We start from the raw sequence: 25,422 nt of genomic DNA, 5'->3' as shown, positions 1-25,422 counted from the left end.
CCGCGGGTTGCCCCGCCGGGCCTGTGGGTGGCGAGGAAGCGGGCGCGCAGGGTCCGCCCGAGGCCTCGGGGCGCCAGGGCCGCCGAGACGGCGGGCGTCGCCACCGCCCTCCCCGGCCGCCCGGGCGCGGACGCGACCCGGCACTCGGCCGGCGCCCAGCGGCGCACGATGGCGAGGGCCGTGCGCCGGCCGTAATCGCGGTAGTAGCGCCGCAGCAGGCTTGCCGCCGCGTCGGCGCCGTCGTCCAGGGTGGCGAAGGCGGTGTGGCCCTCCCCGTCGGCCCCGATCTCGCCGGGCCAGCGGGCGGACTTAATGCACCAGCCGTTGTTGAGCCGGACGCAGCGGGCGACGTAGGGCGAGTCCGCGGCCAGCGAGGCCGTGACCGCCAGCGCCCGCGGCATCAGCTGCGCGCCGGTCTGCGCGTGCCAGTTGGAGACGGAGCGGGTCGCGGGATCGAAGCGCGGCGGCTCCGCGTCCGGAGACGCGACTGCCGCCGCGGGGGGCGTGAGGGCGCGCAACACGGTCTCGGCCCCCGCCTCCGTGCGGGGGATCAGGCTCGTGAGCAGGACGAGGGCCTTCAGCAGCACGCGCACCGTCCTGCGCGGCGGCGCACCCTGTCCCGTGTTCCGGAGCCCGTCACGGATTCAGCACCTTGAGCGCCGCCGCGTGCAGCCGCAGATCGCCCGCCGCCACGATCCGGCCGCCGCCGGCGGCCGGGCCGCCATCCCAGGCCGTGACCCGCCCCCCGGCCCCCTCGACGATCGGGATCAGCGCGACGATGTCGTAGGGCTTGAGACCCGCCTCGACGACGAGGTCGATCTGGCCGGCCGCCAGCATGCAGTAGGCGTAGCAATCGGCGCCGTAGCGGGACATCCGGACCCGGTCTTCGAGCGCCCGGAAGCCCTCGGCCTCCGCGCCGGCCGCGAACAGCCGGGGATCCGTGGTCGCCAGGATCGCCTGGGCGAGATCTCCGCAGCGCCGGGTGAGCAGGGTCCGTTCCCCCGCAGGCGTGCGCAGGCGCGCGCTGGCCCCGTCGCCGGTAAAGCGCTCCGCGAGGTAGGGCTGGTGCATCATCCCGCGCACCGGCGCGCCGTTGCGGGTCAGCCCGATGAGCGTGCCCCAGGTTGGCAAGCCTCCGATAAAGGCGCGCGTGCCGTCGATCGGGTCGAGCACCCAGACGCATTCGGCGTCGGTGCGCTCGGACCCGAATTCCTCGCCGAGGATCCCGTGGCTCGGGAAGGTCTGGGCGATCATCGCGCGGAGCACGACCTCGGCCGCCCGGTCGGCCTCGGTGACCGGATCGAATGGGGCGCCCCCGCGGGCCTTGTCGTCCAAGCCGAACTGGGCGCGGAAGAACGGCAGGATCGCCTTCCCGGACGCGTCCGCGAGGTCGTCCATGAACCGCCCGAGTTCGACGACGCTCATCGATTCTCTTCCCTGTTCCGCCCGCAGGCCGTCCGGCCAACCGGCCGGTCCCGACGAAACCGGGGCGCGCCCCCGCCCGTCAAGCCCCCCTGGCTCATGCCACGGCCGGTGCCGGGTGGCCGGTCGCCCCCGATTCCGCGTCCGCGCCGCGGTCGGGCGCCGAACCGGCCGCGGCGTCCCCGGTCACGTCCACCTGCGCGGCCGCGAGCACCGCCTCGACGGCTTCGCGCAGCGAGCCCACCTGCCCGTCAGCCTCTGCCCCGCGCCGTGCGGCACCCACGAAACCGGTGGATTCGCTGGAATCGGTGTCCTGGGCGAGCCAGAGGCCGATCAGGATCGGCAGGCCCGGAACCCGGTCCCTCAGGCGCCGGATCAGCCGGCGCAGATGGGTCGGCTCACCGTCGAGCGCCAGGGAGACCACGCAGGCCATGCGCGCCGGACCCGGCTCGAAGCGCCCGATCCGTGCCGAGGCCGCCTCCGCGAAGGGCACGGCGCGGACGCCGAGCCCGCGCTTCTCGAGGATCTGCGCCAGGATGGCGGCGGCGGCCTCGTCCAGGAAGCCGCGCCCGGCGACGCACAGGACCGCGCCCGGGCGCGTCCAGGCCGCGGGCAGCGCCTCCGGGGGCGGCCCCACCGGCTCGGGGCTGCAGGCGCCCTCCGCCCCGTCGCCGGAGGCGCCCTCGACGGCATCGCTCCGATCCGCGAGATCGGCGATCAATTCGGCGAGTGCAGTCCGCATCGCCCCCTTCTGCTGCGCAGTCAGCACCCCCCGGGCCGCGTCGCGGGCGGCGAGTTCCAGCGCCTTGAGGACGACGTCGTCGTAGTAGGACGAAAGGGCGCATTGCTGCAGGATCAGCTCGGCATGACCCAGCACCTCCTCGGAATCGCCCGCCAGGATCCGCTGGTAGAAGTTCTGCACGGGCGTCAGCGCCGGCCTGTCCCCGAACAGCACGTCCAGGAATTCCAGGGGCTCGACGTGGCGGCCCAGCACCACGAGGCAGACGGTGAGCGGGGTCGAGAGCAGCAGGCCGACCGGCCCCCACAACCACGTCCAGAACAGGGCCGAGACGAGGATTGCGAAGGGCGAGAGCCCGGTCGACTGCCCGTAGAAGACCGGCTCGAACACCTGGCCGGTGAGCGGCTCCAGGATGACGAACAGGATCGCCACGGCGATCGTCATGTTCCAGCCGGGATCGACCGCGGCGGCCAGGGCCATCGGCAGCAGCGCCGACAGGACGGCCCCGAGATAGGGCACGAAGCGCATCAGGGCCGCGAAGATCGCCCAGAGCACCGGGTTCGGCACGCCGATCACGTACAGGCCGATGCCGATCACGATGCCGAAGGCGGCATTCAGGGCGAGCTGGACGACGAAGTAGCGGCTGAGTCGTCGGGCGGCGTCGTCCATCGCCACGGTGGTTCGGTGCAGGTCGCTCGATCCCGCGAGCCGGATCATGCGGTCGCGCAGATCCTCGCGCTGCATCAGTACGAACAGCAGAACGATGAAGACGATTCCGACCGTGGCGAGCGGATGCATCACCGGCGTCAGCACGGTCGATAGCATCTCCAGCGGACCCGGAGGCCGCGCGGTGATCTCGACCAGGACGGGCTGCGGCGCCGGCTGGGCCTGATCCGCGCTGGGCTGCGGTGGCGGGGCCGGCTGCTGCGGCTCGGCGCTGCCCGCCTCCTTGGCGCCGCCGTGGAGCGCGCGGCCGATATTGGCGACATACGCGGTGGCGTGCCCGACGGGCGAGTCGCGCAGTCCCTCGACCTTGTGCTCGATCGTCGCCCTGTAGCGGGGGATGTCGCCCGCGAGGTCGGCGGCCTGGATGCCGATCAGGGTCGCGAGCGCCGCCACGATGCCGACCGTCAGGAGCACGCTGACGGCGACCGCCGCGATCCGCGGCAGCCGCAGCCGCCGCAGGCGGTTCACCAGCGGCGTCAGCACGAAGGACAGCAGCAGCGCGATCGCGATCGGGATGAAGATCTCGCGGCCGAAATACAGGGCCGCGATGATGGTGGCGCCGACCACCACCGGCGATGCCATGGCGGCCCGCGGGGTTTCGGCCGCTGCCACGCGTGTCGGCGGCGGTGGGATCACGGGGTTTCCGCGGCGCGCCGCCGATTCGACCCCGACCGGGGTGCTCGTGCCCATTCCGTGTTCCGGGTTCCGAACGCTACGCGCGGGGCGCCGCCGGAGCGACGGCCGCCTCGCGAACGGGGAACGGCACGGGGACCGAAAACGATCCCGCGGACGTCACGGAGCCGTTACGCCCCCGCTACGCCGGCCCGGGCCACGTCGCCCGCATCCTTGAGTTCGGGCAGCGACCAGCAGAGCTGCATCACCCGCTTGGCCTGCGCCTCCGGCAGGACGCCGGCGGCGAGATCGGCAAACTTCGCCTCCAGCTGCGCGTCGGACATCGGCTTCTCGACGCTGCCGATGGCATGCTCGATGTGCCGGTGGAAGGTCCGTCCGTCGTTCAGCGTCACGGTCATGTCGACCTGCGCGGGATCGACGCCGGGGGTGATCACCGGGACGACCTTCTGGCGCAGCGCAACCACGCGCGGGTCGTTCACCGCCCGGTCGCTGAACTGCTTCTCGCCGCCCGCGCCCTCCACGAAGGCCACCGCGGCCGCGTGGTAGATGCTGAACTTGCCCTCTAGGCCGGTCTTCGGTGCGGTCTTGCCGGTCAGCTCCAGCACCAGCGGGTGGACCTTGAGGTCGACCCGGGCGATGTCCTCCGGCCTGACGTGGTCCGTGTCGCGGATCTGGATCGCGGCGTCGATCGTCGGATGCATGACGATACCGCAGGCGAAGGGCTTGTAGGTGTTGAGCTGCGCCTCGTAGCGGGTGCCGAGGCCCTCGGTGATCTCGGACCAGTCCTGCTTGGTGGAGATCGTGTTGGCCCAGCCGCGCTTGGCCTCGATCATGCCGTCCGACGAGGTGAAGCCCTTCCCAGCCAGGATCGCCGCAAACAGGCCGTTGGATGCGGCACGGCCGGGATTGAAGCTCTTGTTCATGGAGCCGAACGACTCGCGCAGGCCCACCGGCTGCGAAGCGGCGAGCCCCAGAGCGTAGACCATCTGCTGCTCGGTCAGCCCCATCAGCTTGCCCGCGGCGGCCGCCGCTCCGAACACCCCCGCGGTGCCGGTGATGTGCCAGCCGGCATCGTAGTGGTTCGGGTAGACGGCGTTGCCGATCCGGCACTCGGTCTCGATCCCGACCACCAGCGCGTCGAGGAAATCCTTGCCGGAGACCGGCTTCATCGCCGCGTAGGCCAGGATCGCCGACGCGACCGGGCCGGCCGGGTGGATGATCGTCTTCAGGTGGGTGTCGTCGAAGTCGAAGATGTGGCTCGATACGCCGTTGAGGAAGGCGGCGTTCATGATGTCGAAGCGCTCGGTCCGGCCGAACAGCCCGGCCTGCGGCGGCCCCGAGAACGGCTGCAGTGCCGAGACCGCCACGTCCACGGTCTCATGGTGGGAGCCACCGATCGCCACGCCGACCCAGTTGAGGAAGCTGCGCACGCCCTCGCGGCGGACGGGATCGGGCAGCGAGTCGTAGGACGAGCCGAGGATCCACCGKGCGAGGATCTTCGTGACGTGCGGCGGGGCCGCCTTCGCGGCCGGCTTCACGGCGTCCGCGGCCTGCCCGCCCTGCAGGGCGGGCGTCGCGAGGGCGAGGCCCGCGGCCCCGATGAGCGAGCGGCGATTCATCGACATGGCGTTCTCCCAGACAGGGCCGCCCGCGGCGGCTCCGGTTGGCCGACATGATAATGAATTCAGTCACCGCGCGTCAGCCCGCGGGTTTCACCCTGCCGGCTCTGACACCGGCTCACACCACCACGGGCAGCGCCTCCTGCTCGCCCACCGAGAAGACCCGCCGGTAGCGGGCGACCTCGTCGGCCGGTCCCTGCGCCTTGGTGGGATTGTCGGAGAGCTTCACGGTTGGCCGGCCGTCGGCTTCGGTAACCTTGCAGACGATGGAGACCGGATCGAGCTTACCGTCCGGCAGGAGGCCACGGAAATCGTTGGTGAGCAGCGTGCCCCAGCCGTAGCCGATACGCATGCGCCCGTGGAACCGGGCATGGATGCGCTCGATCTCGTCGATGTCGAGCCCGTCGGAGAAGATCGCGAGCTTGTCCCGGGGGTCGCATCCGCGCGCCTGCCAGAAGCGGATCACCTCCTCGCCGCCCTCGATCGGATCCTTCGAGTCGATGCGGATCCCGGTCCAGTCGCTCACCCAGTCTGGCGCGTTCGCCAGGAACCCGGTGGTGCCGTAGGTGTCGGGCAGGATCACCAGCAGGTTGCCGCCGTAATCCTCCTGCCAGTCGGCGAGCACGGCGTAGGGCGCGGCGGCGAGCGCCGCGTCGTCCTCGGCCAGCGCCGCGTAGACCATCGGCAGTTCGTGGGCGTTCGTGCCCACCGGCTCGACCTCCTGCCGGGCAGCGATCAGGCAGTTCGAGGTGCCGAGGAACGCGCCGCCGAGGCCCTCCGCCATGGCCTGCACGCACCAGTCCTGCCACAGGAAGCCGTGTCGGCGGCGCGTGCCGAAATCCGCCACCGACAGGTCCGGCAGCTTCTGCAGTCGCTCGATCTTCTCCCAGACCCGTGTCATGGCCCGGGCGTAGAGCACCTGCAGGTCGAGCTTGCCGAGGCCCCGCAGCACGGCGCGCGCCCGCAACTCGTTGAGGATCGCCAGAGCCGGGACCTCCCACATGGTGGTCTCGATCCAGCGCCCGTGGAAGGTCAGCTCGTACTGGCCGTCATGGACGGCGAGTTCGTACTCCGGGAGCTGGAAGCCCTCGAACCAGCTCACGAATTCCGGGCCGAGGATGCGTCCCTGGCCGCGGAAGACGTTGCCGCGCAGCCACGTGATCTCGCCCTTGCTCAGGCGCAGGCTGCGGGCATGGTCGAGCTGCTCCCGGAGCAGCCCGGCATCCACCTCGTCGGCGATGCGGATGCGCCGTGTGCGGTTGGTGATGCCGAAGGTGGTCTGGATGTCGGGGTGCCGGCGCAGGATCGTCTGCGCCATCAGCAGCTTGTAGAAATCGGTATCGAGCAGCGACCGCACGATCGGGTCGATGCGGAAGCTGTGATCGTAGACCCGCTTCGCCAGATCGAGCATTCTCTTCGCACTCTGTCGCGCTTCGAAGGCGCAGAGCGCATGCCGAACCTGCGCCCGTCAAGAAGACGGGCGGCCTCCTGCCGGAGACCGCCCGCGCAACCTGTGCTGCCTGAAACCGAGCCCTCAGGCGAGATCGACCTTCTTGGTTTCGGTCTTGGGGCTCTCGCCGGTGAGCGAGGCCTTCACGTAGCCGTAGAGGTGCAGCATCGTGCTGTTCGGGCTGTCCCAGTACTCGCCCTTCTCCGGATGGACGCGGATCAGCGCGACCTCGGGATCGTTCTTGCCGTTCGGGAACCAGGTCTTCAGGCTCTCATTCCACTTCGCGTCGATGATCGCTTGATCACGGACGATCTCGGCCTTGCCGGCCACCGAGACGTAGTTCTGGCTCGACGGGTCGGAATAGGCGAGGTTGATCTGGTTGTCCCGGCTGATCTCCGCCGTCTTGGGCGAGTGCAGCTTGGTGAAGAACCACAGGTCGCCGTTCTCGTCGGCGTCGTTGTTCCACATCGGGCGGCTGTTGAGCGTGCCGTCGGAATCGACGGTGGTCATCATGGCGATCTTCACGTCCTTGATGAGCTCGAACAGCTTCTTCGCGCCCGCGTGGTCGCGGTGGTTGCCCTGATGCATGAAAGTGGTCTCCTACGCGTCGTGTCGGTCCCGGCGGGGTCTCCGGAGGGGTGCCCTGCCTGAAGGCTGCCCCGACAACGGATCAGTCTCCCGTTGGTTCAGCTTGCCCGCGCGGCGAGGAGGTTCGGATGACGCGTCTTCGGGTGATCGGCCGCGCAGCGGCCTTCCTGATGCTGGCCGGGTCCGGCCTCCGCGTGCTGCCGGCCGCCGCCGAGGTGCGCTTCGGCCCGGGCGTGCGCATCGGCGGCCATGACTTCTCGAACCGGCGCACCGGCAGCGTCCATGTCGAGCGCGTGAAGCGCCTGCGCGGCCCGCTCGGCTGCCGCCGCCTGCGCCACGGAGTTTACAGGCGCGGCGACGGGAGCGTGGTGCGCGGCCCCATGGAGGAATGCAACCTCATTGCCCGCCCGCATTGACGCGAACCGGCTGGCCGCCCGGCGGGGACGACCGCAGGGACGTCGGTGCTCGGCGCGATGAGCGATTGCAGGGCCGGGGTCTGGTGTTCTCGGCCCGCTCGGTTACATGCACTGGCATACCTGTTTGCCCGCTGGAGGACATCTTGGCGATCACCCGCGACGACGTGCTGAAGGCGCTCGCCAGCGTCACCGTCGATGCCGCCGGCACCACCCTGCCGGGCTCCGGCCGGCTGTCCCAGGTCGTGGTCGATCCGAACAGCCGCGTGATGTTCTCGATCCTGGTCGATCCCAGCGAGGCCGAGCGCTTCGAGCCGGTGCGGCGGCAGGCGGAGGGCCGGGTCCTGCAGATGCCGGGCGTTTCGGGGGTGTTCGCGAGCCTCACCTCCGAGCGAGATCAGAGCCATCCGGCCCAGAGCAGCGCCGCCCCGCGGCCCGTGACGCCGCCGCCGGTCGCGCCACCGCGGCCCGGCGCGCCGCCGAACCAGGGGCCGCAGATCGCGGGCGTGCGCCACATCGTGGCGGTCGCCTCCGGCAAGGGCGGCGTCGGCAAGTCCACCACCGCCTGCAACCTCGCCCTGGCGCTCCAGGCGCAGGGGCTGAAGGTCGGCCTCCTCGACGCCGACATCTACGGCCCGTCCGTGCCGAAGCTGTTCGGCCTCTCGGGCAAGCCGAATGTCGTCGACAACAAGGCCATGGAGCCGATGGTCGGCTACGGGCTCAAGGTCATGTCGATCGGCTTCCTGATCGAGCCCGAGACGGCGATGATCTGGCGCGGGCCGATGGTGCAGTCGGCCATCACCCAGATGCTGCGCGACGTGCTCTGGGGCGAGCTCGACGTGCTGCTCGTCGACATGCCCCCCGGCACCGGCGACGCCCAGCTCACCATGGCGCAGGCGACGCCGCTCTCGGGCGCCGTGATCGTCTCGACGCCCCAGGACCTCGCGCTGATCGACGCGCGGCGCGGCGTGACCATGTTCAAGAAGGTCGCGGTGCCGATCCTCGGCGTGATCGAGAACATGGCGACCTTCGTCTGCCCGAATTGCGGCCACGCCTCCCACATCTTCGGGCATGGCGGTGCGCGCATCGAGGCGCAGCGCCTCGGCGTGCCGTTCCTCGGCGAGGTGCCCCTCGACATGACCATCCGGGAGACCTCGGATGCCGGCCGGCCGGTGGTGGCCACCGACCCGGACGGGCCGCACGCCAAGGTCTACCGGGAGATCGCCGCTCAGCTCTGGGCGAACCTGTCCGGCGCGCCGGCCGGGCGCACGGCCCCGAAGATCGTTTTCGAGTGAGGCGATGGCGCCGCCCGTCCTGGGCCTGATCCTGGCCGGCGGACGGGCGCGGCGCATGGGCGGCGGCGACAAGCCGCTGCTGCGGCTCGGGGGGCGGACGCTGCTGGAGCGGGTGGTCGAACGGCTCGGGCCGCAATGCGGCGCGGGGCTGGCGCTCAGCGCCAACGGCGACCCGGCGCGGTTCTCCGGGTTTCCCGGGCCGGTGCTGCCGGACCCCGTTCCGGATCAGCCGGGACCGCTCGCCGGCATCCTCGCCGGGCTGGAGCACGCGGCGGCGCAGGGCATCGCGCGGATGGTGAGCGTGTCGGGCGACGCGCCGTTCCTGCCTGAGGATCTGGTGGCCCGGCTGCTCGGAGCCGCTCCGGACGACGGCATCGCTCTGGCAGCGTCAGGGGCACGCCAGCACTACACGATCGCCCTCTGGCCGACGGCCCTGCGGGACGATCTGCGGGCTTTTCTGGAGCGGGGCGAGCGGCGCGTTGGCGGCTTCATCGCGCGGCACGGGGCCGCGACGGCAACGTGGCCGGTCGAACCGGTGGACCCATTCCTCAACATCAATTCGCCGGAGGATCTGGCGGCGGCGGAATCAGGCCGCCCGTAAGGCTACGGGCGGCCCGTTCTCAGACCCGCTTCAGGCGGCGCCGACGGTCGCCTTCACGATCTTGTCCGGCGAGCGCGGCGGCTCGCCCTTGTTGATCGTGTCGACCACGTCCATGCCTTCCACGACCTTGCCCCACACCGTGTACTGCTTGTCGAGGAAGCGGGCGTCGTCGAAGCAGATGAAGAACTGCGAGTTCGCCGAGTGCGGGAAGTTGGTCCGCGCCATGGAGCAGGTGCCGCGCACGTGCGGCTCGGCGTTGAACTCGGCCTTCAGGTCCGGCAGGTCCGAGCCGCCCGAGCCGGTGCCCGTCGGGTCGCCCGTCTGGGCCATGAACCCGTCGATCACCCGGTGGAACGGCACGCCGTCGTAGAAGCCCTGGGCGGCGAGCGTCTTGATCCGCTCGACGTGGCCCGGGGCGAGGTCGGGACGCAGCGCGATCACGACGCGGCCCTTGGTGGTCTCCAGTACGATGGTCTCGTTGTCGGCCATATGTCTTTCCTTCCGGTTGGGGAGAACTGTATCGGCGCGCGCCGGATCCGGCCAGCGCCCTGAGGGGATCGCCGGCGGTCAGGCCGGCGGGCGGTAGACGAAGCGGAGCGCCACAGGCCGGCCCGCGATCGCCCGGCCGAGGCCCGGCGTGATGTGGACCGGGGTGCAGCGCGCCAGGGCGTCGAGGGTCCCGCGCACCAGGGTCGTCCGCTGATCGCCCGCGACGCCGGCGGCGTAGGTGACGCGCGGCGGCCCGATCAGGCTGCCGTCACGCTTGAGCGCGAGCCGCAGGGTGATCTCGAAGGCGTCGGCCCCGCCGCTGGGGCGGTCGAGCCCGACCGGCGCCTGCCAGCAGGCGGCGAGCGCCGGATAGAGTTCGGCCAAAGTGTCGGCAGGCCGCGTCGCCATCCGCGACACCGGCACCGCGATCGTGGCGCGCAGGGTCTGCGGCAGGCTCAACGGATAGCCGCCCCCCGGCTCGTACGCGTAGCCGTAGAAGGGCACATCGTAGGCCGCCGCCGCCGCCGGGATCAGGCTCAGCAGCAGGATCGAGGCGGCGCGCCGGCCGTGCATGCGGCCGCTACTTGGCCTTATCGGCGAGGGTCATGCTGACGATCTTGTCGGGATCCTGCACGGCACCGCCCGGCGCACCGGGCGCGGCCTTCTTGATCTTGTCGAGCACGTCGAGCCCGTCCGTGACGTTGCCGACGATCGTGTACTGGCCGTTGAGGAACGGCGCGTCTCCCAGGCAGATGAAGAACTGCGAGTTCGCCGAGTTCGGGTCCTGCGAGCGGGCCATGCCCACCGTGCCGCGGCGGAACTGCGCGGTCTGCGAGAACTCCGCCGGGATGTTCGGCAGGCTGGAGCCGCCGGTGCCGTTGCCCTTCGGGTCGCCGGTCTGGGCCATGAAGCCGTCGATGACGCGGTGGAACTTCAGGCCGTTGTAGAAGCCCTGGGAGACCAGCGTCTTGATCTGCTTGACGTGCCTGGGCGCCAGGTCCGGTCGCAGCTCGACGGTGATCCGGCCGTCCTTGGTCTGGAGATAGACGGTGTTGGCGTCGGCGGCCCAGGCCGCGTTGGCGGTGCCCAGCGTGAGGGCGAGCGCGAGGAGGGCGTGGCGTCGGTTCATAGGACCTTCCAGTCTCAGGAATGGGCGGCGAAGCGCTGCCGGAGGCGCGCGGCCACGGCGGCGGGCACGAAGGGCGAGACATCCCCGCCCATGCCGGCGATCTGGCGCACCAGCGTCGCGGTGATCGGGCGGACCTGAATCGACGCCGGCAGGAACACGGTCTGCACCTCCGGCGCCATGGCGCCGTTCATGCCCGCGAGCTGCATCTCGTAATCGAGGTCGGTGCCGTCGCGCAGGCCGCGGATGAACAGCGCGGCACCGCTGCGCCGGGCGGCCGAGACGGCGAGATCGTTGAAGGTGACGATCTCCAGCGTCGCGCCCTCGGCCTGGGCCACCGGCCCGCAGGTCTCGGTGAGGAGCGCCGCCCGCTCCTCGGCGGAGAACAGAGGCGCCTTGCCGGGATGCACGCCGATGGCGATCACGAGGCGGTCCACCAGCCGACAGGCTTGGCGGACCACGTCGAGATGGCCGTTCGTGACCGGATCGAAGGAGCCGGCATAGAGGGCGGTGCGGGTCATCGCGACCCGACCTAGAGCATTTTCGCGCCGGACGGAACCTGGGGCGGAAGCGGGGCCATGGTGAGCCGCTGGCGCGGCGCTCTTTGCGCTGGATCCCGGATCAGGTTCCGCTGATGCTCCACCTGTCCGGGAAAGGGCGCGCTCGAGAATGAAACGCTACCCTTTCCCGGGCGCATGTAGCGACAGCGGAATGCGACCCGGGACCCAGCGCAGGACTCCGCTGCGCATCTGCGCCGACGCGAGCGCGGCCTCAGGCCTCCTCGCCTCCCTCTGCACCGGCTTCGGCGCCCTCGTCCTCGCCCTCGATGTGCTCCACCGAGACAACCTTCTCGTCCTTGGCGGTGTTGAACACCGTCACGCCCTGCGAGGCGCGGCCGACGATCCGGATGTCGTCCACCGGCACGCGGATCAACTGGCCGCCATCGGTGACCAGCATGATCTGGTCGGAGGCCTCCACGGGGAAGGATGCCACGAGGCTGCCGTTGCGGGCGTTGACCCGCATCGCCGTGATGCCCTTTCCGCCGCGTCCCGAGGTCCGGTACTCGAACGACGAGGAGCGCTTGCCGAAGCCCCGCTCCGACAGGGTGAGCACGTACTGCTCGGCGCCCCCCATCTCGTTGTAGCGGTCGAGCGAGATCGCCGCGGCCTCGGCGCCGTCCTCGGCCTCCGCCTCGACACCGTCCTCCGCCTCGCCTGTGACGGCGCGGCGCATCTTCAGGTAGCCGGCCCGCTCCTCGGCGGTGGCGTCGAAGGCGTTCAGGATGGTCATCGAGATGACCCGGTCGTCCTTCGCCAGCAGGATGCCGCGCACGCCGGTGGAATCGCGGCCCTTGAAGACGCGCACGTCCTCGACGGGGAAGCGGATGCACTGGCCCATCGCTGTCGTGAGCAGCACGTTCTGGTCCGGCCGGCAGATCTCGACATGGACGATGTGGTCGCCCGGATCGAGCTTCATGGCGATCTTGCCGTTGCGGTTCACCGTGGTGAAGTCCGACAGCTTGTTGCGCCGGACGTTACCGCTCGCGGTCGCGAACATCACGTCCAGCGTCTCCCAGGACGCCTCGTCCTCGGGCAGCGGCATGATCGTGGTGATGCGCTCGGAGGTGTCCTGCAGCTGCAGGATGTTGACCAGCGCCTTGCCGCGGGCGTTCGGGGCGGCCATGGGCAGGCGCCAGACCTTCTCCTTGTAGGCCTGGCCCTGGCTGGAGAAGAACAGCACCGGCGTGTGGGTGTTGGCCACGAACAGGCGGGTGACGAAATCCTCGTCGCGGGTCGCCATGCCGGAGCGGCCCTTCCCGCCTCGGCGCTGTGCCCGGTAGGTCGAGAGCGGCACGCGCTTGACGTAGCCGGCATGGGACACGGTCACCACCATGTCCTCGCGGGCGATCAGATCCTCGTCCTCGACGCTGCCGTCGAAATCGACGATCTCGGTCCGGCGCGGGGTGGCGAAGAGCGCGCGCACCTCGGCCAGCTCGGTCTTGACGATCGCCTGGATGCGGACGCGCGAGCGCAGAATGTCGAGGTAGTCGGCGATCTCGTCGGCGAGTGTCTTCAACTCGTCGCCGACCTCGTCGCGGCCGAGAGCCGTGAGGCGCTGCAGGCGTAGGTCGAGGATGGCGCGGGCCTGGGTCTCGGACAGGCGGTAGGTCCCGTCCTCAGCGACCCGGTGGCGCGGGTCGTCCACCAGGGCGATCAGCGGCGCGATGTCGTAGGCTGGCCAGTCGCGGTCCATCAGGGCCTCGCGGGCCGTGTTCGGGTCCGGCGAGGTGCGGATCAGCCGGATCACCTCGTCGATGTTGGCGACCGCGATGGCCAGACCGCACAAGACGTGGGCGCGCTCGCGGGCCTTGCCGAGCAGGAACTTGGTGCGCCGGGAGACGACCTCCTCGCGGAAATCCACGAAGGCCTGGAGGAGGTCCTTCAGGTTCATCAGTTCGGGGCGGCCGCCGTTCAGCGCCACCATGTTGCAGCCGAAGGAGGATTGCAGCGGCGTGAACCGGTAGAGCTGGTTCAGCACGACGTCCGCCATGGCGTCGCGCTTGATCTCGACGACGATGCGCATGCCGGAGCGATCGGATTCGTCACGCAGGTCCGAGATGCCCTCGACCCGCTTCTCCTTCACCAGCTCGGCGATCTTCTCGACCAGCGTCGCCTTGTTCACCTGATAGGGGATCTCGGTGAAGATCAGCGCCTCGCGCTCCTTGCGTAGCTCCTCGACATGCGACTTGGCCCGCATGATCACCGAGCCGCGCCCGGTCGCGTAGGCCTGCCGGGTGCCGGCGCGGCCGAGGATCATGCCGCCGGTGGGGAAATCCGGGCCGGGCACGATCTCGGTGAGCTGCTCGATGGTCAGCCCCGGCTCGTCGATCAGCGCCACGCAGGCGTCGATCAGCTCGCCCAGATTGTGGGGCGGGATGTTGGTCGCCATGCCGACCGCGATGCCGCCGGCGCCATTGGCTAGCAGGTTCGGGAACCGAGCCGGGAGGACTTTGGGCTCCTCCCGCGATTCGTCGTAGTTCGGCTGGAAATCAACGGTGTTCTTGTCGATGTCGGAGAGCAGCGCGGTGGCGGGCTTGGCGAGCCGCGATTCGGTGTAGCGCATGGCGGCCGGCGGATCGCCGTCCACCGAGCCGAAATTGCCCTGCCCGTCGATGAGCATCAGGCGCATGGAGAAGTCCTGCGCCATCCGCACCAGGGCGTCGTAGATCGATTGGTCGCCGTGCGGGTGGTAGAGGCCGATCACGTCGCCGACGATGCGCGCCGACTTCACGTATTTCCGCTCGGGCAGGTGCCCGGATTCGAAGGCGGAGTAGAGGATGCGCCGGTGCACCGGCTTCAGCCCGTCGCGGGCATCGGGAAGCGCCCGGCTCACGATCACGCTCATGGCGTAATCGAGGTAGGAGCGGCGCATCTCGTCGGTGATGGAGACGGGGCGGATGTCGCTGGCGGACGGGGCGGCGCCAGTCGGATCGTTCTCGGCCAAGTCGATTTCCGTTCTGAGGCCCGGACGGGCGGTGCTCGCGGCGGCCACGTGACGCAGGGTGCGCCCGGACGGCCTTGCGGAAGAGCAGTGATATCAGACGGTTAAATAAGGTTTTCCAAGGCCGCCCGCAAGGTCGCGTCCCGGCCCGCTCGGGGGTCGGGACGCAGGTCAATTCGCTCAGTAGAACGTGAGGTGGCGGTGGCCCACGGCACGGCCGCGGAACGCGTGGTGCCGGTAGCCGTGGTGCCGGTAGCCGTGATGCCGGTAGCCGTAGTGGCGACGGTATCCGTAGTGGCGGCGCCAATGGTGGCGACGATGCCAGTGATGCCGGTGATGCCAATGCCGATGCCAGTGATGGCGCCGATGCCAGTGGCGCCGGTAGTGCCAACGGGCCTGCTGCACCGCGGGTGCGGGCGCCGTAGCCTCGGCTGTCGCCGGGACCGGAAGGGGTGCCGCGCGCGCGGGCGCGCTCGCCAAGCCGCCGAGCAGCGCGGCGAGAAGGACCAGGATTGGCCAGGGTCGCATCGTTTCTCTCCCGTGTGAGCACCCGTCCGAGTCCAGCGGAACCGGGCCGGCGCGCCTCGCGCGCCACCGCCAGAAACCGCCAAGGTCGGCAAACGGTTCGATCCGTCCTGACTGCGCAGACGCACGACCCTTGCGCGCGGTTAAGGAACACCCAGTTTCCGCTCAGCCTGTCCGGGCGGCTCCCCGCCCTGCCCCTCGACGAGTCGCGTAAGATCCCCATGGCGTTCGCGTTGTCAGACTCCCTTCGAGCCCTCCTGCCGCGCCGCTTCCGGGACCGCCATCCGCGGGTCGCCGTGGTCCGGCTCTCCGGCACGATCGGGGCGGTGTCGCCGTTTCGCCCTGGCCTCTCGATCGGCGGCGTGGCCGGCAGCCTCGAGCGCGCCTTCGGGATGCCGGGGGCCAAGGCGGTGGCCCTCGTGATCAACTCGCCCGGCGGCGCGCCCGCGCAGTCGCACCTGATCCATCGGCGCATCCGGGCGCTGGCCGAGGAGAAGGGACTGCCGGTGATCGCCTTCGTGGAAGATGTCGCGGCCTCCGGCGGCTACATGATCGCCTGCGCGGCCGACGAGATCGTCGCCGATCCGACCTCGATCGTCGGGTCGATCGGGGTGGTCTCGGCCGGGTTCGGCTTCCACGGCCTGCTGGAGAAGCTCGGCGTCGAGCGCCGCGTCCACACGCAGGGCGAGGCGAAGTCGATGCTCGATCCGTTCCGCCCGGAGGATCCCGCCGACGTGGAGCGCCTGAAGCGCCTTCAGGCCGACGTCCAGGACCTATTCACCAGCCTCGTCACAACTCGGCGCCCGAAGCTGGACCGCACCGAGAACCTGTTCACCGGCGCGGTCTGGACCGGGCGCCAGGCCCTGCCCCTCGGCCTCGTCGATGCCCTGGGCGACGTGCGGACCGTGATGCGGGCACGTTTCGGCGAGAAGGTCGACCTGCGGCTCGTGGCCGAGGCCCGGGGCGGCCTGCTCTCCCGCCTGCTGCGGCGCGGAGGCGCCCCGGGCGGAATCGAGGCCGGGATCGGGCTCGCCGAGGGGGCCGCGRCCGCCTTCGAGGAACGCGCGGCCTTCGCCCGATACGGGCTCTGACCGCACCGCGCCGTCCGCCTCAGACAGCGACCTGTGCGAGGACGTTCTCGATCTCGCTTCCTAGGTCGGCCGCCACGGCGTCCACGGTCTGCGCCGCTTCGGTGACGGTCGAGCGCCATCCGGGCCGAGCGCCGGGCGGCGCCCGACACGGTGGTGAGGCCGCTGGCGATGGCCTCGGTTGCGCCGCACGAAGCTGAACACCGTGGCGAACCCGCCGGAACAGGCGACCGCGTCATCCACCACGCCCGCTTCGGCGAAGCCGGACAGGTTCGGCGTGATCACCCGCGCGACGCGCGTCCCGGCGAGATGCGCCTTCGCACCGTCCATGCGGGCCGCCAGGACGAGCGCCAGGGTCCGCAGATTGCGCTCGCCGTCGGCGCACTGCCGCGCCTCCCTATGCGACAACGTCTGCCGTGACACGGTGATCCAGATGGCGCCGGCGGTGCGCGAGGCCGCCAGCATCGCAAGCAGGATCACCTTCGTGGACAGTGTCGCCGCGCGACGTGAGTCAGGACGTCTGGGTATATAGTGGTGTCCGTACGTATTGATCGTACGGACACTGTGAGAGGACACTGAAGGAGCCGTCAAAACTCGCTACAAAGGCGAAGTGCTGTCTGCGGCCTCAATCCTTCCCTGCACGACGCGCGGAGACGCGCGCCAGAGCGGCGAGGTCCTTCTCGCCGTCGCCGTGGCTGATCGCCTCGATGAGGCCGTCGCGCAGGACGCTGGCGAAGGGCATCGGCACGCCGGCATTCTCCGCCGCCTGGAGGGCGAGCCGGACGTCCTTGGCGCCGAGCTTGAGGATGAAGCCCGGCGGCTCGTAGCGGTTCTCGGCGATCGAGGCGCCGTAGCCCTTGTAGACCGGTGAGGCGAAGAGCGTGTTGGTCATCAGGTCGAGGAAGTCGGCCCCCGGAACCCCGTGGCCTTCCGTGAGGGCGCAGGCCTCCGCCATGGCCTCGATGGCGGAGATCAACATGAAGTTGCCGGCGAGTTTGACGGCGTTCGCCCGTGTCGGGTCATCGCCGAAGCGCCAGGTCCTGGCGCCCATGGCGTCGAGGAGGGGCGACGCGCGGTCGATCAGGGCCGGCTCGCCCGCGGCCACGATGTTGAGCTTGCCGGCCTCCGCCACGTCCGGGCGTCCGAAGACCGGCGCCGAGATGTAGGGGACCCCCGCCCGCCCGTGCACGGCGGCGAGCTGGCCGGCCAGCGCCACCGAGACGGTGCTCATGCCGATATGCAGGCCCGGGCGCTCCGGCCGGTCGAGCAGGCCGCCCGCCACGATCACGGCTTCGAGGGCCGCGTCGTCGGCCAGCATGGTGATCACCACCTCGCCCGCGAAGGCCTCCGCGGCGCTCCCCACCGGGGTGACGCCTGCGATGCCCTGGGCGGCCTCCGGCGTGCGGTTCCAGGCCCGGACCCGGTGGCCGGCCCGCGCGAGGCTCGCCGCCATGCCGCGGCCCATCCGCCCCATCCCGATGAATCCGACGTCCATGGTGTGCTCCTCGGCGCGATCCCTCGTCTGCCAACCTGGGCAGGCCCGGCTGTCGGTCAACAGCGCCCGGCCGGATTTGCGCCGATCGCCGGGCGTGGCAAGGTCGGCGCCATGCTGCGCAACCGCATCACCGACATCCTCGGCCTGCGGGTCGGTCACGCGAGCGACCTGAAGATCGCCAGCGGCGTCACGGCGATCCTGTTCGACGCGCCGGTGGTCGCCGCCGTGGACGTGCGCGGGGGCGGCCCGGGAACCCGCGAGACCGACCTGCTCGATCCCGAGCGCACGGTCGAGCGGATCGACGCGCTGGTGCTGTCGGGCGGTTCGGCCTTCGGTCTCGATGCGGCCGCCGGCGTGACGGCGTGGCTCGCCGAGGCCGGTCGGGGTTTCCCGGTGGGCGCGATGCGCGTCCCGATCGTGCCCGGCGCGATCCTGTTCGATCTCCTGAACGGGGGCGACAAGGCGTGGGGCCGCTATCCGCCCTATCGGGAACTCGGCTTCCAGGCCGCCGCGGCCGCGGCGGCGGACTTCGCCCTGGGCTCCGTGGGCGCCGGGACCGGGGCGCGCACGGGCCGGCTGAAGGGCGGGATCGGCTCCGCCTCGGCCGCGGTGCCGGGGACCGGTTTCCGGGTCGGTGCGCTGGCAGCCGTGAACGCCTTCGGCAATGCCACGGTCGGCGACGGACCGCATTTCTGGGCCGCGCCGTTCGAGGAGGGCGCCGAGTTCGGCGGCCTGGGCTTCCCGGATCGGGTGCCGCCGCAGGCCCTCGCCTTCCCCGCGCGCGCCCTGCCCGGCTCCGCCACGACGCTCGCCGTGGTGGCGACCGATGCGGTGCTGACCAAGGCCCAGTGCCGGCGCCTCGCGGTGGCGGCCCAGGACGGCCTGGCCCGCGCCCTCGTGCCGGCGCACACGCCCCTCGACGGCGATCTCGTCTTCGCGGCGGCCACCGGCGCCGTGGCGGTCGACGACCCGGTGGTGGACGTCGCGCGCCTCGGCGATGCGGCGGCATGCGTGCTGGCCCGCGCCATCGCTCGCGGGGTGTTCTGCGCCCGGACTCTGCCGGATCGCGCGGTCGCTCCGCCGCTATCTTGGACGGGCCTGCCGCCGGCCTGGATCGACGTGTTCGGCGCCTGACCGTCCGCGCGGAACGAAGTTCCGGAGACGGTGTTACCGGGCGCGGCCGAAGGCCGTGTCGCGGTTCGGACCTTCCCGGGCGGCGGCCTGTTTCAATCGGGAGGGATCCTCATGAGAATGACCGGCCTGATCGTCGCCGCGTCCGTCGCGCTGTTTGCCGGCGGAGCCCAGGCGATGCCCGTGACGCCCCTGACCGGCGGCGAGGCCTCGATCACCCTCGTGCGCGGCGGCTGCGGGTTCGGCGCGCATCGCGGACCCTATGGCGGCTGCCGCCTGAATCGCGGCCCGCGGGGCGCCATGCGCCGGGCGGTYACCGGCGCCCCCGGCGGCTGCCCGCCCGGCCTGTATCGCGGCCCGCGCGGCTACTGCCACCGCTGACACGATGCGACGCCGCCCGGTTCGACGGGCGGCGTCCGTCGCCGGAGCCGCGCCCTTCGAGGAGGCGTGTCAGATCTCCGCCCGGGCATCCTCGATCAGCTGCGCCAGCCCGGCATCGACCTCCTCGGCCAGCATTCTGCGCTCGGCATCGGTGAGATCCTTGGCCCAGGCGCCGCCGCCGAACCCCTCCGTGCAGCGCGCCCGCTCGGAGGCGATGTAGGCCTCGGTCTCGGCCGGCCGCGTCTTCATGGCGTGAACGAGGCCGAACCACGCCGCCCGCTCCACCACGGCGAGCCGTGCCCGCAGGCGGATCGCCACCGCCTTGTCCGGATCGATCCCGTTCTCGCTCATGGTCTGTCCCCTTCATCCTGCTTCGAGAGCTGCGCGATCAGGCCCTGAAGCTGTCCCGGCACCGGCTCGCTCGCCGAACGCGCGTAGAGCACGCGCAGTTGCCGCCCGATCTCCGCGAGGCTCATGGAGCCCTTGGCGATCACCCGGTCGGCTTGCCGGTTCAGGCTCTCCTTCTCGGCGGTGGTGATCTCCTTGGCGGTGAGAACCACCACCGGCACGTCGCCGTCGGGCCTCGCACGCAGCGCCCGCAGGAAGCCGAACCCGTCCATCTCGGGCATCATCAGGTCGAGGAGGATCAGGCTCGGCCGCGCCTGGCTGACCCGCTCCAGGGCGATCCGGCCGTTCTCCGCCTCGTCGACGGTCCAGCCCTCTCGGCCCAGCGACCGACGCAGGCGCTCGCGGGCATCCGCGTCGTCATCGACCACGAGGACGCGCGCCTCGTCCGGCGCCTCCGGCCGGTAGCGCTCCATCAGACCCTTGAGGCGATCCCAGTCGATCGGCTTGACGAAGTAGTCGGTGGCGCCGAGCGCCTGGCCGAGGCCCTGCTCGGCCACCACCGAGGTCATGATCACCGGCGTCCCGGCCAGCTCGGGATCGTTGCGCACCGCGTGCAGCACCGCCCAGCCGTCCATCCGCGGCATCTCGACGTCGAGCAGGATCGCCCGCGGCCGCAGCGCCCGGGCGAGCGTCAGGCCGGCGCGCCCGTCATTGGCGGTGCGGACGTGGAAGCCCTCCCGTTCCAGGAAGCGCTGGAGCAGCTCCCGGGCGGCCGGATCGTCGTCGACCAGCAGCACCGTCTCGTGCTCCTCGTGCGGCTCCACCGGGGTGTGGGGCTCGGCCTCGGTCGGCGGCGCATCCTCGGGCTGCAGAATCGCGGGCAGGCGGATCGTGAAGGTCGCCCCCGCCCCCGGTGTGCTCGCGACGCTGATGTCGCCGCCCATCGTCCGGCAGAACGCGCGGGTGATGGCGAGCCCGAGACCCGTGCCGCCGAACTGTCGCGTGGTCGAGTCGTCGGCCTGGACGAAGCGCTCGAACAGGCGCCCGATCTGTTCCTCGCTCAGGCCGATGCCCGTGTCGCTCACCGCGAAGGACAGCCAGTCCGCCCCCGACTCCCGGTGACGGCGCACCGTCAGGGTGATGGTCCCCGTCTCGGTGAACTTGGCGGCGTTGCCGATCAGGTTCAGGAGGCACTGGCGGATCTTGGTCTGGTCCTGGTGCATGGAGCCGAGGTCGGCGCCGTCCCCCGCGCCCGTATCGAGCACGAAGCGGTTGCCCTTCTTCTCCACCAGGGAGCCGGTGGAGTCGGAGACGTCCCGGAGCAGCTCCGTCACCGGGAAGGTCTCGGCAGAGGCGGTCATGCGGCCGGCCTCGATCTTCGAGATATCGAGGACGTCGTTGATCAGCGACAGCAGGTGGCGCGCGGCCGCCTCGATCTTGCGCAGGTCGGGCAGGAGGGCCGCCTGGCCGATATCCTCCAGCTCCTCGCCGAGCATCTCGGAATAGCCGATCACCGCCGAGAGGGGCGTGCGCAGCTCGTGGCTCATGTTGGCGATGAACTGGCTCTTCGCCCGGTTCGCCGCCTCGGCGGCCTGCCGTGCGCGCTCCACCGCCTCCTCGGCCTCCTTGCGATCCGTGACGTCGATGCAGGTGCCGACCCATTCCCGCAGGGTCCCGTCCTCGGCGAGAACCGGCACGCCGCGCACCTCCATGGCCCGCCAAGCCCCGTCGAAGCGGCGCAACCGGTACTCGACCTCGTAGATCTGGCGCGCCTCTACGCAGGCCGCCCAGGCGTCGGCGGCGTGGCCCCGGTCGTCGGGATGGACGGCGTCCAGCCAGCCCCAGCCCTGGTAGGCCTCCTCGCTCTGCCCGGTATAGGTGCTCCAGCGGACCTGCGGCGGCGTCAGCTCGCCGGCCGCATTGGTGTTCCAGATCACCGCCGCCGAGGCGTCCACCAGCGCCCGGAAGCGCTGCTCGGAATGGCGCAGGCGCTCCTCGACCGCCCGGCGGCCGGTGATGTCGGTGTTGGTCCCGTACCAGCGCAGGATCCGCCCGGACGGGTCCCGGTGCGGCATCGCCTTCGACAGGAACCAGCGATAGGTGCCGTCCCGCGCGCGCAGCGGGAACGTGTCCTCCCAGGAGCGCCCCAGGGTGACCGCGGCCCGGTAGCGCTCGGTCACCGCATCGACGTGTTCCGGATGATGGACGGACCGCCAGCCCCATCCCTGCATCCCGTCGAGGGACGTGCCGGTATAGTCGTACCAGCGCTGATTGTACCAGATGATCGTGCCGTCGGCCTCGGCGATCCAGGCAAGCTGCGGCAGCGTCTCGGCGAGGTTGCGGTAATCGGCCTCCGTGACGGCCTCCGGCACGCCCTCAGTCTCGCTCATCGACCCGACGCTGTCCCGCCATCCGCCCCGAGGCGGCTTCCCGGTATTCCTTATACACGCATCGCATCCGGATCCGACCGTCCGGAAGCGGGTGCCGGCGGCCTGCGGATCCGCAGGGCGTCCACCGTGTAGAGCGCGAGCGCCGCCCAGATCAGCGCGAGCATCAGCGCACGGTGCGGCGCGACGTGCTCACCGTAGACGAGGACGCTCAGGAGGAGCAGGCAGGTCGGCGCCACGTATTGCAGCAGGCCGAGGGTCGTGAGCCGCAAACGCACAGCCGCGGCGGCGAACCAGATCAGCGGCAGCGCGGTGGTCACGCCCGTGAGCATCAGGAGGGCGCGATCCCCCGGCGCGGCCGGCAGGAACGGCTCGGGCGAGAGGACGAGCCAGACGATCGCGGCGGGCAGGAGCAGCAGGGTCTCGGCCAGGAACCCGACCAGCGCGTCGACCCCGACGATCTTCCGGGCGAGACCGTAGAGCGCGAAGCTCACCGCCAGCGACAGCGACATCAGGGGCAGTTCCCCGGCCCACACCACCGCGACGGCGACGCCCGTCGCGGCGATGCCGATCGCGACGGCCTGCGCCGGACGCAGCCGCTCGCCCAGCACCACCCGCCCGAACGCCACGCTGACCAGGGGATTGATGTAGTAGCCGAGGCTCGCGTCGAGCAGGTGTCCGCTGCTGACCGCATAGAGGTAGAGCAGCCAGTTCACGCCGATCATCGCGGCCGAGAGCAGCAGCAGGGCGTGCCGTGGCCTGAGGGGCAGCGGCAGGTTCAGGCGGTGGCGCGCCGCGAGGATCAGCGCCAACGCCCCGGCGAACAGGCTCGACCAGACGATCCGCTCGGCCAAGATATGGTAGGGCGTGTAGGCCCCGAGCATCCGGAAATGCACCGGGACCAGCAGGCCCCAGCTCAGATAGGCGGCGAGCGCGTAGACGAGGCCCACGGAGTCCTCCCGGTCGGCCCGGTTGGGCGGCCGGGTCCGCGGGCTTTAGCCTGGGCGCGCAGCCCGGGTCAGGGGGTGGCGCGCAGGGCTGCCATCCGGAGGTCGCGGTCGAGGGGTCACGCCGCCCGGATCGTGGCGAGAAAGTGCCGCACCTCGCTGCCGAGGTCCGCGGATTGCCGGGCCAGCGCGGCGGCGCAGGCCTGCACCTGATCGGCAGCCGTCCCGGTTTCTCCCGCAGAGGTGGCAACGGACGCCATGGTGGCGGTCACCGCGCGTGTCCCGGCGGAAGCCTGCACGACGGTGCGGGCGATCTCCTGGGTGGCCGCCTCCTGCCGCGCCACCGAAGCCGCGACTCTGGCGGCGACCGCGTCGATCTCGTGGATCCGTGCGGTGATCGCGGCGATCACCGTGACCGCCTGATCGGTCACCCCCTGGATGCGGCCGATCTCTCCGGCGACGTCCCCCGTCGCCCGGGCCGCCTGCGCGGCGAGATCCTTGACCTCGCTCGCCACGATCGCGAATCCCCGACCCGCCTCTCCGGCGCGGGCCGCCTCGATGGTGGCGTTGAGCGCCAGCAGGTTGGTCTGGGCCGCGATGGCCCCGATCATCTCCACCACCGCGCCGACCTTGGCGGCGGCGGCGCTGAGATCCTGCACGAGGGTCGCGGTCCGATCCGCTTCGACGACGGCGTTCTGAGCGAGGATGGCCGAGCCGCCGATCTGCTGGCCGATCTCCGCCACGGTGGTTTCGAGCTCCTCGGCGGCGGCCGCCACCGTACCGACGTCGCGTGCGGCCGTCTCGGCGGCGCCGGCGACGGCCGTGGACTCGTCGACGGTCTGCGTCGCGGTGACGGTCAGGGTCCCGGCGGTGGACTGCAGGGCGACGATCGACTCCGACACCAAGCCGATGATGCGCCCCACCGTCAGCTCGAAGCCCTCGGCGAGCTGCAACAGGGTCCGGCTGCGGTCGGCGGTGGCTTCCTCGGCCTGACGCCGCGCGGTCTCCGCCTGCTCGGTGGCCTTCCGCGCGACGAGGGCCTTGATGCCCGCGACGGCGGTGCCGATGGCACCGATCTCGTCGCTGCGCCGCGCGTCCGGGACCTCCGCGTCGAGCTGCCCGGCCGACATGGCTTTCAGAGCCACCGTCAACCTGCCGAGGGGCCGGGCGACGCCGACATTCACCACCAGGACGCCGATCAGGATGCTGGCGGCGATGCCGCCTGCCGACAGGCCGATCGCCCACGACAAGGTCGTGCGGGTGTCCGCGCTGAGGGCGGCGGACCCCGTGCGGATCGACGTGCCGAGATCGTCCGCGAAGGCGTCGAGCGCGAAGAACAGCGTCTTCTGGAGCGGATCAACCTTCCTGTGCGCGAGCGTCAGGGCCTGGGCGCTCATGCCCTTCCTGGCCATGGCGCACATCTCGCCGGTGAGTTCGGCGTAGGTGCCCAGGAGGATCGCGATCCGGTCGGTCCGATCGTCGAATGTCGGGGCGTTCCGGCGTACGCCGTCGAGGAGGCGCGAAGCTTCGGCCGGGAGGGGTTCGAACGCGGCGCCGATGCGGTCCGACTCGTCCGGATCGGCCTCGCCGAGGGTGCGGAAGGCCACGTAGCTCATCTGATAGACCACGCGCCCCAGGCGTGCCGCCATCGCGGCCGCCGTGGCGTCGTGGCCGAGATAGACGCTATAGGCCGTATCGGCCGCGGTCATCCGTTCGGAGATGTGCCAAAGAAAACCAAACGCATTCACCGCGATGAAGGCGAACGCGAAGGCGATCTTGACGGCAATGGGGAACTTGAAGGGGCGACGCACTGGCTAAAGCTCCGCGCTGGTCGCTGCTTATGTGTCGCCCGGTTATGAAGTCGACTGCGAACGCGGGTCTTGGGACGGATCGGACGATGAATGGGACGGTTGCGCAAGCTTTCATCCCAGACGTGTGGATTGATTTTACGTTCAACCGTCGGCGCGTCGAATCGCACGGCGTTCCGAACGGTCGGCCGACAGCGGGCCGGCGGGCTACCGCGCGCGAGGTCTTCCCCGGTGGTGCGCCGTCGGCTCCATGGTCAGGGGGCCAGCCAGCCGCCCTGCCACGTGGATCCGCTCCGGCGCCAGGCGGCGCGCCGGTGGCCGCGGCGGTCGAGGTAGAGGAAATCCAGGCGTTCCACCCGGACCAGCACGGCGGCGAAGTGCGGCCGTCCCAGCGCCCCGGCCGTGGCCTCGTCCGGCAGGGCGTAGGCGCCCCCCGTCGGCAGGGCCGTGCCTGGGCCAGGTTCGCTCCCATAGCAGACCCGGCTCATCGACCGAGACCCGGCCCAGGCCGCCTCGGCCACTGCGTCGTCGACGTGCAGCGCGGCGCGGCCCTCGATGCGGATCTGGATCTTCGTCGCCTCGTCGTAGGCCGTCAGCGCGCAGGCCGGGTTCGCCAGGATCTCGGCGGCCTTGTCGGAGCGGTGGTCGCAGTGGAACCGGAGGGTTCCTGCGGCGCGGTCGGCGGCGCGCAGCACCACCGTGCGCAGCCG

The 25,422-nt window shown here is 71.1% G+C and carries 24 protein-coding genes and 1 pseudogene; 6 read left to right on the top strand and 19 right to left on the bottom strand.

Features of this window, described 5'->3' with window-relative positions; translation table 11 throughout:
• The 6 genes and pseudogenes from AC1DXK_RS23035 to AC1DXK_RS23010 all read right to left on the bottom strand — a co-directional run.
• Positions 1-587, bottom strand: a pseudogene (locus tag AC1DXK_RS23035) (hypothetical protein); the annotation flags it as partial.
• Positions 588-636: 49 nt separating this feature from the next.
• Positions 637-1,425 (bottom strand): histidinol-phosphatase, encoded by a 789-nt coding sequence (hisN, locus tag AC1DXK_RS23030; RefSeq protein ID WP_457107313.1) that lies wholly within the window; start codon positions 1,423-1,425, stop codon positions 637-639.
• 94 nt (positions 1,426-1,519) lie between these two features.
• Positions 1,520-3,577 carry an AI-2E family transporter gene (locus tag AC1DXK_RS23025; RefSeq protein ID WP_457107312.1) on the bottom strand — a complete coding sequence of 686 codons (2,058 nt, stop codon included), beginning with the start codon at positions 3,575-3,577 and terminating at the stop codon, positions 1,520-1,522.
• Positions 3,578-3,690: 113 nt separating this feature from the next.
• Positions 3,691-5,145, bottom strand: coding sequence for an MmgE/PrpD family protein (locus tag AC1DXK_RS23020; RefSeq protein WP_457107311.1), 1,455 nt, complete (start codon positions 5,143-5,145; stop codon positions 3,691-3,693).
• A gap of 112 nt (positions 5,146-5,257) precedes the next feature.
• On the bottom strand, positions 5,258-6,550 hold the full coding sequence (locus tag AC1DXK_RS23015; RefSeq protein WP_457107310.1) for a nicotinate phosphoribosyltransferase: 1,293 nt from the start codon (positions 6,548-6,550) through the stop codon (positions 5,258-5,260).
• A gap of 123 nt (positions 6,551-6,673) precedes the next feature.
• Positions 6,674-7,177, bottom strand: a complete 504-nt coding sequence (locus AC1DXK_RS23010; RefSeq protein ID WP_457107309.1) for a pyridoxamine 5'-phosphate oxidase family protein — start codon at positions 7,175-7,177, stop codon at positions 6,674-6,676.
• Positions 7,178-7,347: 170 nt separating this feature from the next.
• Here AC1DXK_RS23010 and AC1DXK_RS23005 point away from each other — a divergent pair, with 170 nt between their 5' ends.
• The 3 genes from AC1DXK_RS23005 to mobA all read left to right on the top strand — a co-directional run bounded on the left by AC1DXK_RS23005 (position 7,348) and on the right by mobA (position 9,486).
• Positions 7,348-7,593: a hypothetical protein gene (locus AC1DXK_RS23005; RefSeq protein WP_457107315.1), complete on the top strand. Its 246-nt coding sequence runs from the start codon at positions 7,348-7,350 to the stop codon at positions 7,591-7,593.
• A gap of 143 nt (positions 7,594-7,736) precedes the next feature.
• Positions 7,737-8,885, top strand: coding sequence for an Mrp/NBP35 family ATP-binding protein (locus AC1DXK_RS23000; RefSeq protein ID WP_457107308.1), 1,149 nt, complete (start codon positions 7,737-7,739; stop codon positions 8,883-8,885).
• A 4-nt stretch (positions 8,886-8,889) separates the two neighbouring features.
• Entirely contained in the window at positions 8,890-9,486 is a 597-nt protein-coding gene (gene mobA / locus AC1DXK_RS22995; protein ID WP_457107307.1) for a molybdenum cofactor guanylyltransferase MobA, read from the top strand.
• A 30-nt stretch (positions 9,487-9,516) separates the two neighbouring features.
• Here mobA and AC1DXK_RS22990 read toward each other — a convergent pair whose 3' ends face one another.
• From AC1DXK_RS22990 to AC1DXK_RS22965, 6 genes are all read right to left on the bottom strand, one after another.
• On the bottom strand, positions 9,517-9,975 hold the full coding sequence (locus AC1DXK_RS22990; protein WP_043352288.1) for a peptidylprolyl isomerase: 459 nt from the start codon (positions 9,973-9,975) through the stop codon (positions 9,517-9,519).
• Positions 9,976-10,053: 78 nt separating this feature from the next.
• On the bottom strand, positions 10,054-10,548 hold the full coding sequence (locus AC1DXK_RS22985; protein ID WP_457107306.1) for a hypothetical protein: 495 nt from the start codon (positions 10,546-10,548) through the stop codon (positions 10,054-10,056).
• A gap of 7 nt (positions 10,549-10,555) precedes the next feature.
• A complete protein-coding gene (locus AC1DXK_RS22980) occupies positions 10,556-11,104 on the bottom strand; it encodes a peptidylprolyl isomerase (protein WP_457107305.1) in 549 nt (182 codons plus the stop codon).
• 14 nt (positions 11,105-11,118) lie between these two features.
• Positions 11,119-11,622: a pantetheine-phosphate adenylyltransferase gene (gene coaD, locus AC1DXK_RS22975; RefSeq protein WP_457107304.1), complete on the bottom strand. Its 504-nt coding sequence runs from the start codon at positions 11,620-11,622 to the stop codon at positions 11,119-11,121.
• 250 nt (positions 11,623-11,872) lie between these two features.
• Positions 11,873-14,605, bottom strand: a complete 2,733-nt coding sequence (gene gyrA / locus AC1DXK_RS22970; protein WP_457107303.1) for a DNA gyrase subunit A — start codon at positions 14,603-14,605, stop codon at positions 11,873-11,875.
• Positions 14,606-14,782: 177 nt separating this feature from the next.
• Positions 14,783-15,130 (bottom strand): hypothetical protein, encoded by a 348-nt coding sequence (locus AC1DXK_RS22965; RefSeq protein ID WP_457107302.1) that lies wholly within the window; start codon positions 15,128-15,130, stop codon positions 14,783-14,785.
• A gap of 218 nt (positions 15,131-15,348) precedes the next feature.
• Here AC1DXK_RS22965 and AC1DXK_RS22960 point away from each other — a divergent pair, with 218 nt between their 5' ends.
• The gene (locus AC1DXK_RS22960; protein ID WP_477299166.1) at positions 15,349-16,218 is read left to right on the top strand and encodes a S49 family peptidase; all 870 of its coding nucleotides are present in this window, start codon (positions 15,349-15,351) and stop codon (positions 16,216-16,218) included.
• A 60-nt stretch (positions 16,219-16,278) separates the two neighbouring features.
• Here AC1DXK_RS22960 and AC1DXK_RS22955 read toward each other — a convergent pair whose 3' ends face one another.
• A complete protein-coding gene (locus AC1DXK_RS22955; RefSeq protein ID WP_477299164.1) occupies positions 16,279-16,680 on the bottom strand; it encodes a hypothetical protein in 402 nt (133 codons plus the stop codon).
• A 160-nt stretch (positions 16,681-16,840) separates the two neighbouring features.
• Positions 16,841-17,710: an NAD(P)-dependent oxidoreductase gene (locus tag AC1DXK_RS22950; protein WP_457107299.1), complete on the bottom strand. Its 870-nt coding sequence runs from the start codon at positions 17,708-17,710 to the stop codon at positions 16,841-16,843.
• 111 nt (positions 17,711-17,821) lie between these two features.
• Here AC1DXK_RS22950 and AC1DXK_RS22945 point away from each other — a divergent pair, with 111 nt between their 5' ends.
• Positions 17,822-18,844 carry a P1 family peptidase gene (locus tag AC1DXK_RS22945; protein ID WP_457107298.1) on the top strand — a complete coding sequence of 341 codons (1,023 nt, stop codon included), beginning with the start codon at positions 17,822-17,824 and terminating at the stop codon, positions 18,842-18,844.
• Positions 18,845-18,955: 111 nt separating this feature from the next.
• Positions 18,956-19,222, top strand: a complete 267-nt coding sequence (locus tag AC1DXK_RS22940) for a GCG_CRPN prefix-to-repeats domain-containing protein (RefSeq protein WP_457107297.1) — start codon at positions 18,956-18,958, stop codon at positions 19,220-19,222.
• Between the two features lie 69 nt (positions 19,223-19,291).
• On the opposite strand, the gene AC1DXK_RS22935 is transcribed toward AC1DXK_RS22940, so the two are convergent.
• The 5 genes from AC1DXK_RS22935 to AC1DXK_RS22915 form a co-directional block, all read right to left on the bottom strand.
• Entirely contained in the window at positions 19,292-19,573 is a 282-nt protein-coding gene (locus AC1DXK_RS22935; RefSeq protein WP_457107296.1) for a hypothetical protein, read from the bottom strand.
• A complete protein-coding gene (locus AC1DXK_RS22930; RefSeq protein ID WP_457107295.1) occupies positions 19,570-21,960 on the bottom strand; it encodes a hybrid sensor histidine kinase/response regulator in 2,391 nt (796 codons plus the stop codon). The genes AC1DXK_RS22935 and AC1DXK_RS22930 overlap by 4 nt, the downstream gene beginning before the upstream one ends.
• Positions 21,961-22,010: 50 nt before the next feature.
• Positions 22,011-22,907, bottom strand: a complete 897-nt coding sequence (gene rarD / locus AC1DXK_RS22925; protein WP_457107294.1) for an EamA family transporter RarD — start codon at positions 22,905-22,907, stop codon at positions 22,011-22,013.
• Positions 22,908-23,023: 116 nt separating this feature from the next.
• On the bottom strand, positions 23,024-24,715 hold the full coding sequence (locus AC1DXK_RS22920) for a methyl-accepting chemotaxis protein (RefSeq protein ID WP_457107293.1): 1,692 nt from the start codon (positions 24,713-24,715) through the stop codon (positions 23,024-23,026).
• Positions 24,716-24,966: 251 nt separating this feature from the next.
• Positions 24,967-25,422, bottom strand: a 456-nt coding sequence (locus tag AC1DXK_RS22915; RefSeq protein WP_477299160.1) for a pyridoxamine 5'-phosphate oxidase family protein, incomplete at its 5' end; no start/stop codon positions are given.

The sequence above is a fragment of the Methylobacterium sp. P3_A11 genome (assembly GCF_056403155.1).
Note: the sequence above shows the minus strand (reverse complement) of the source record. Positions and strands in the feature narration are given on the sequence as shown.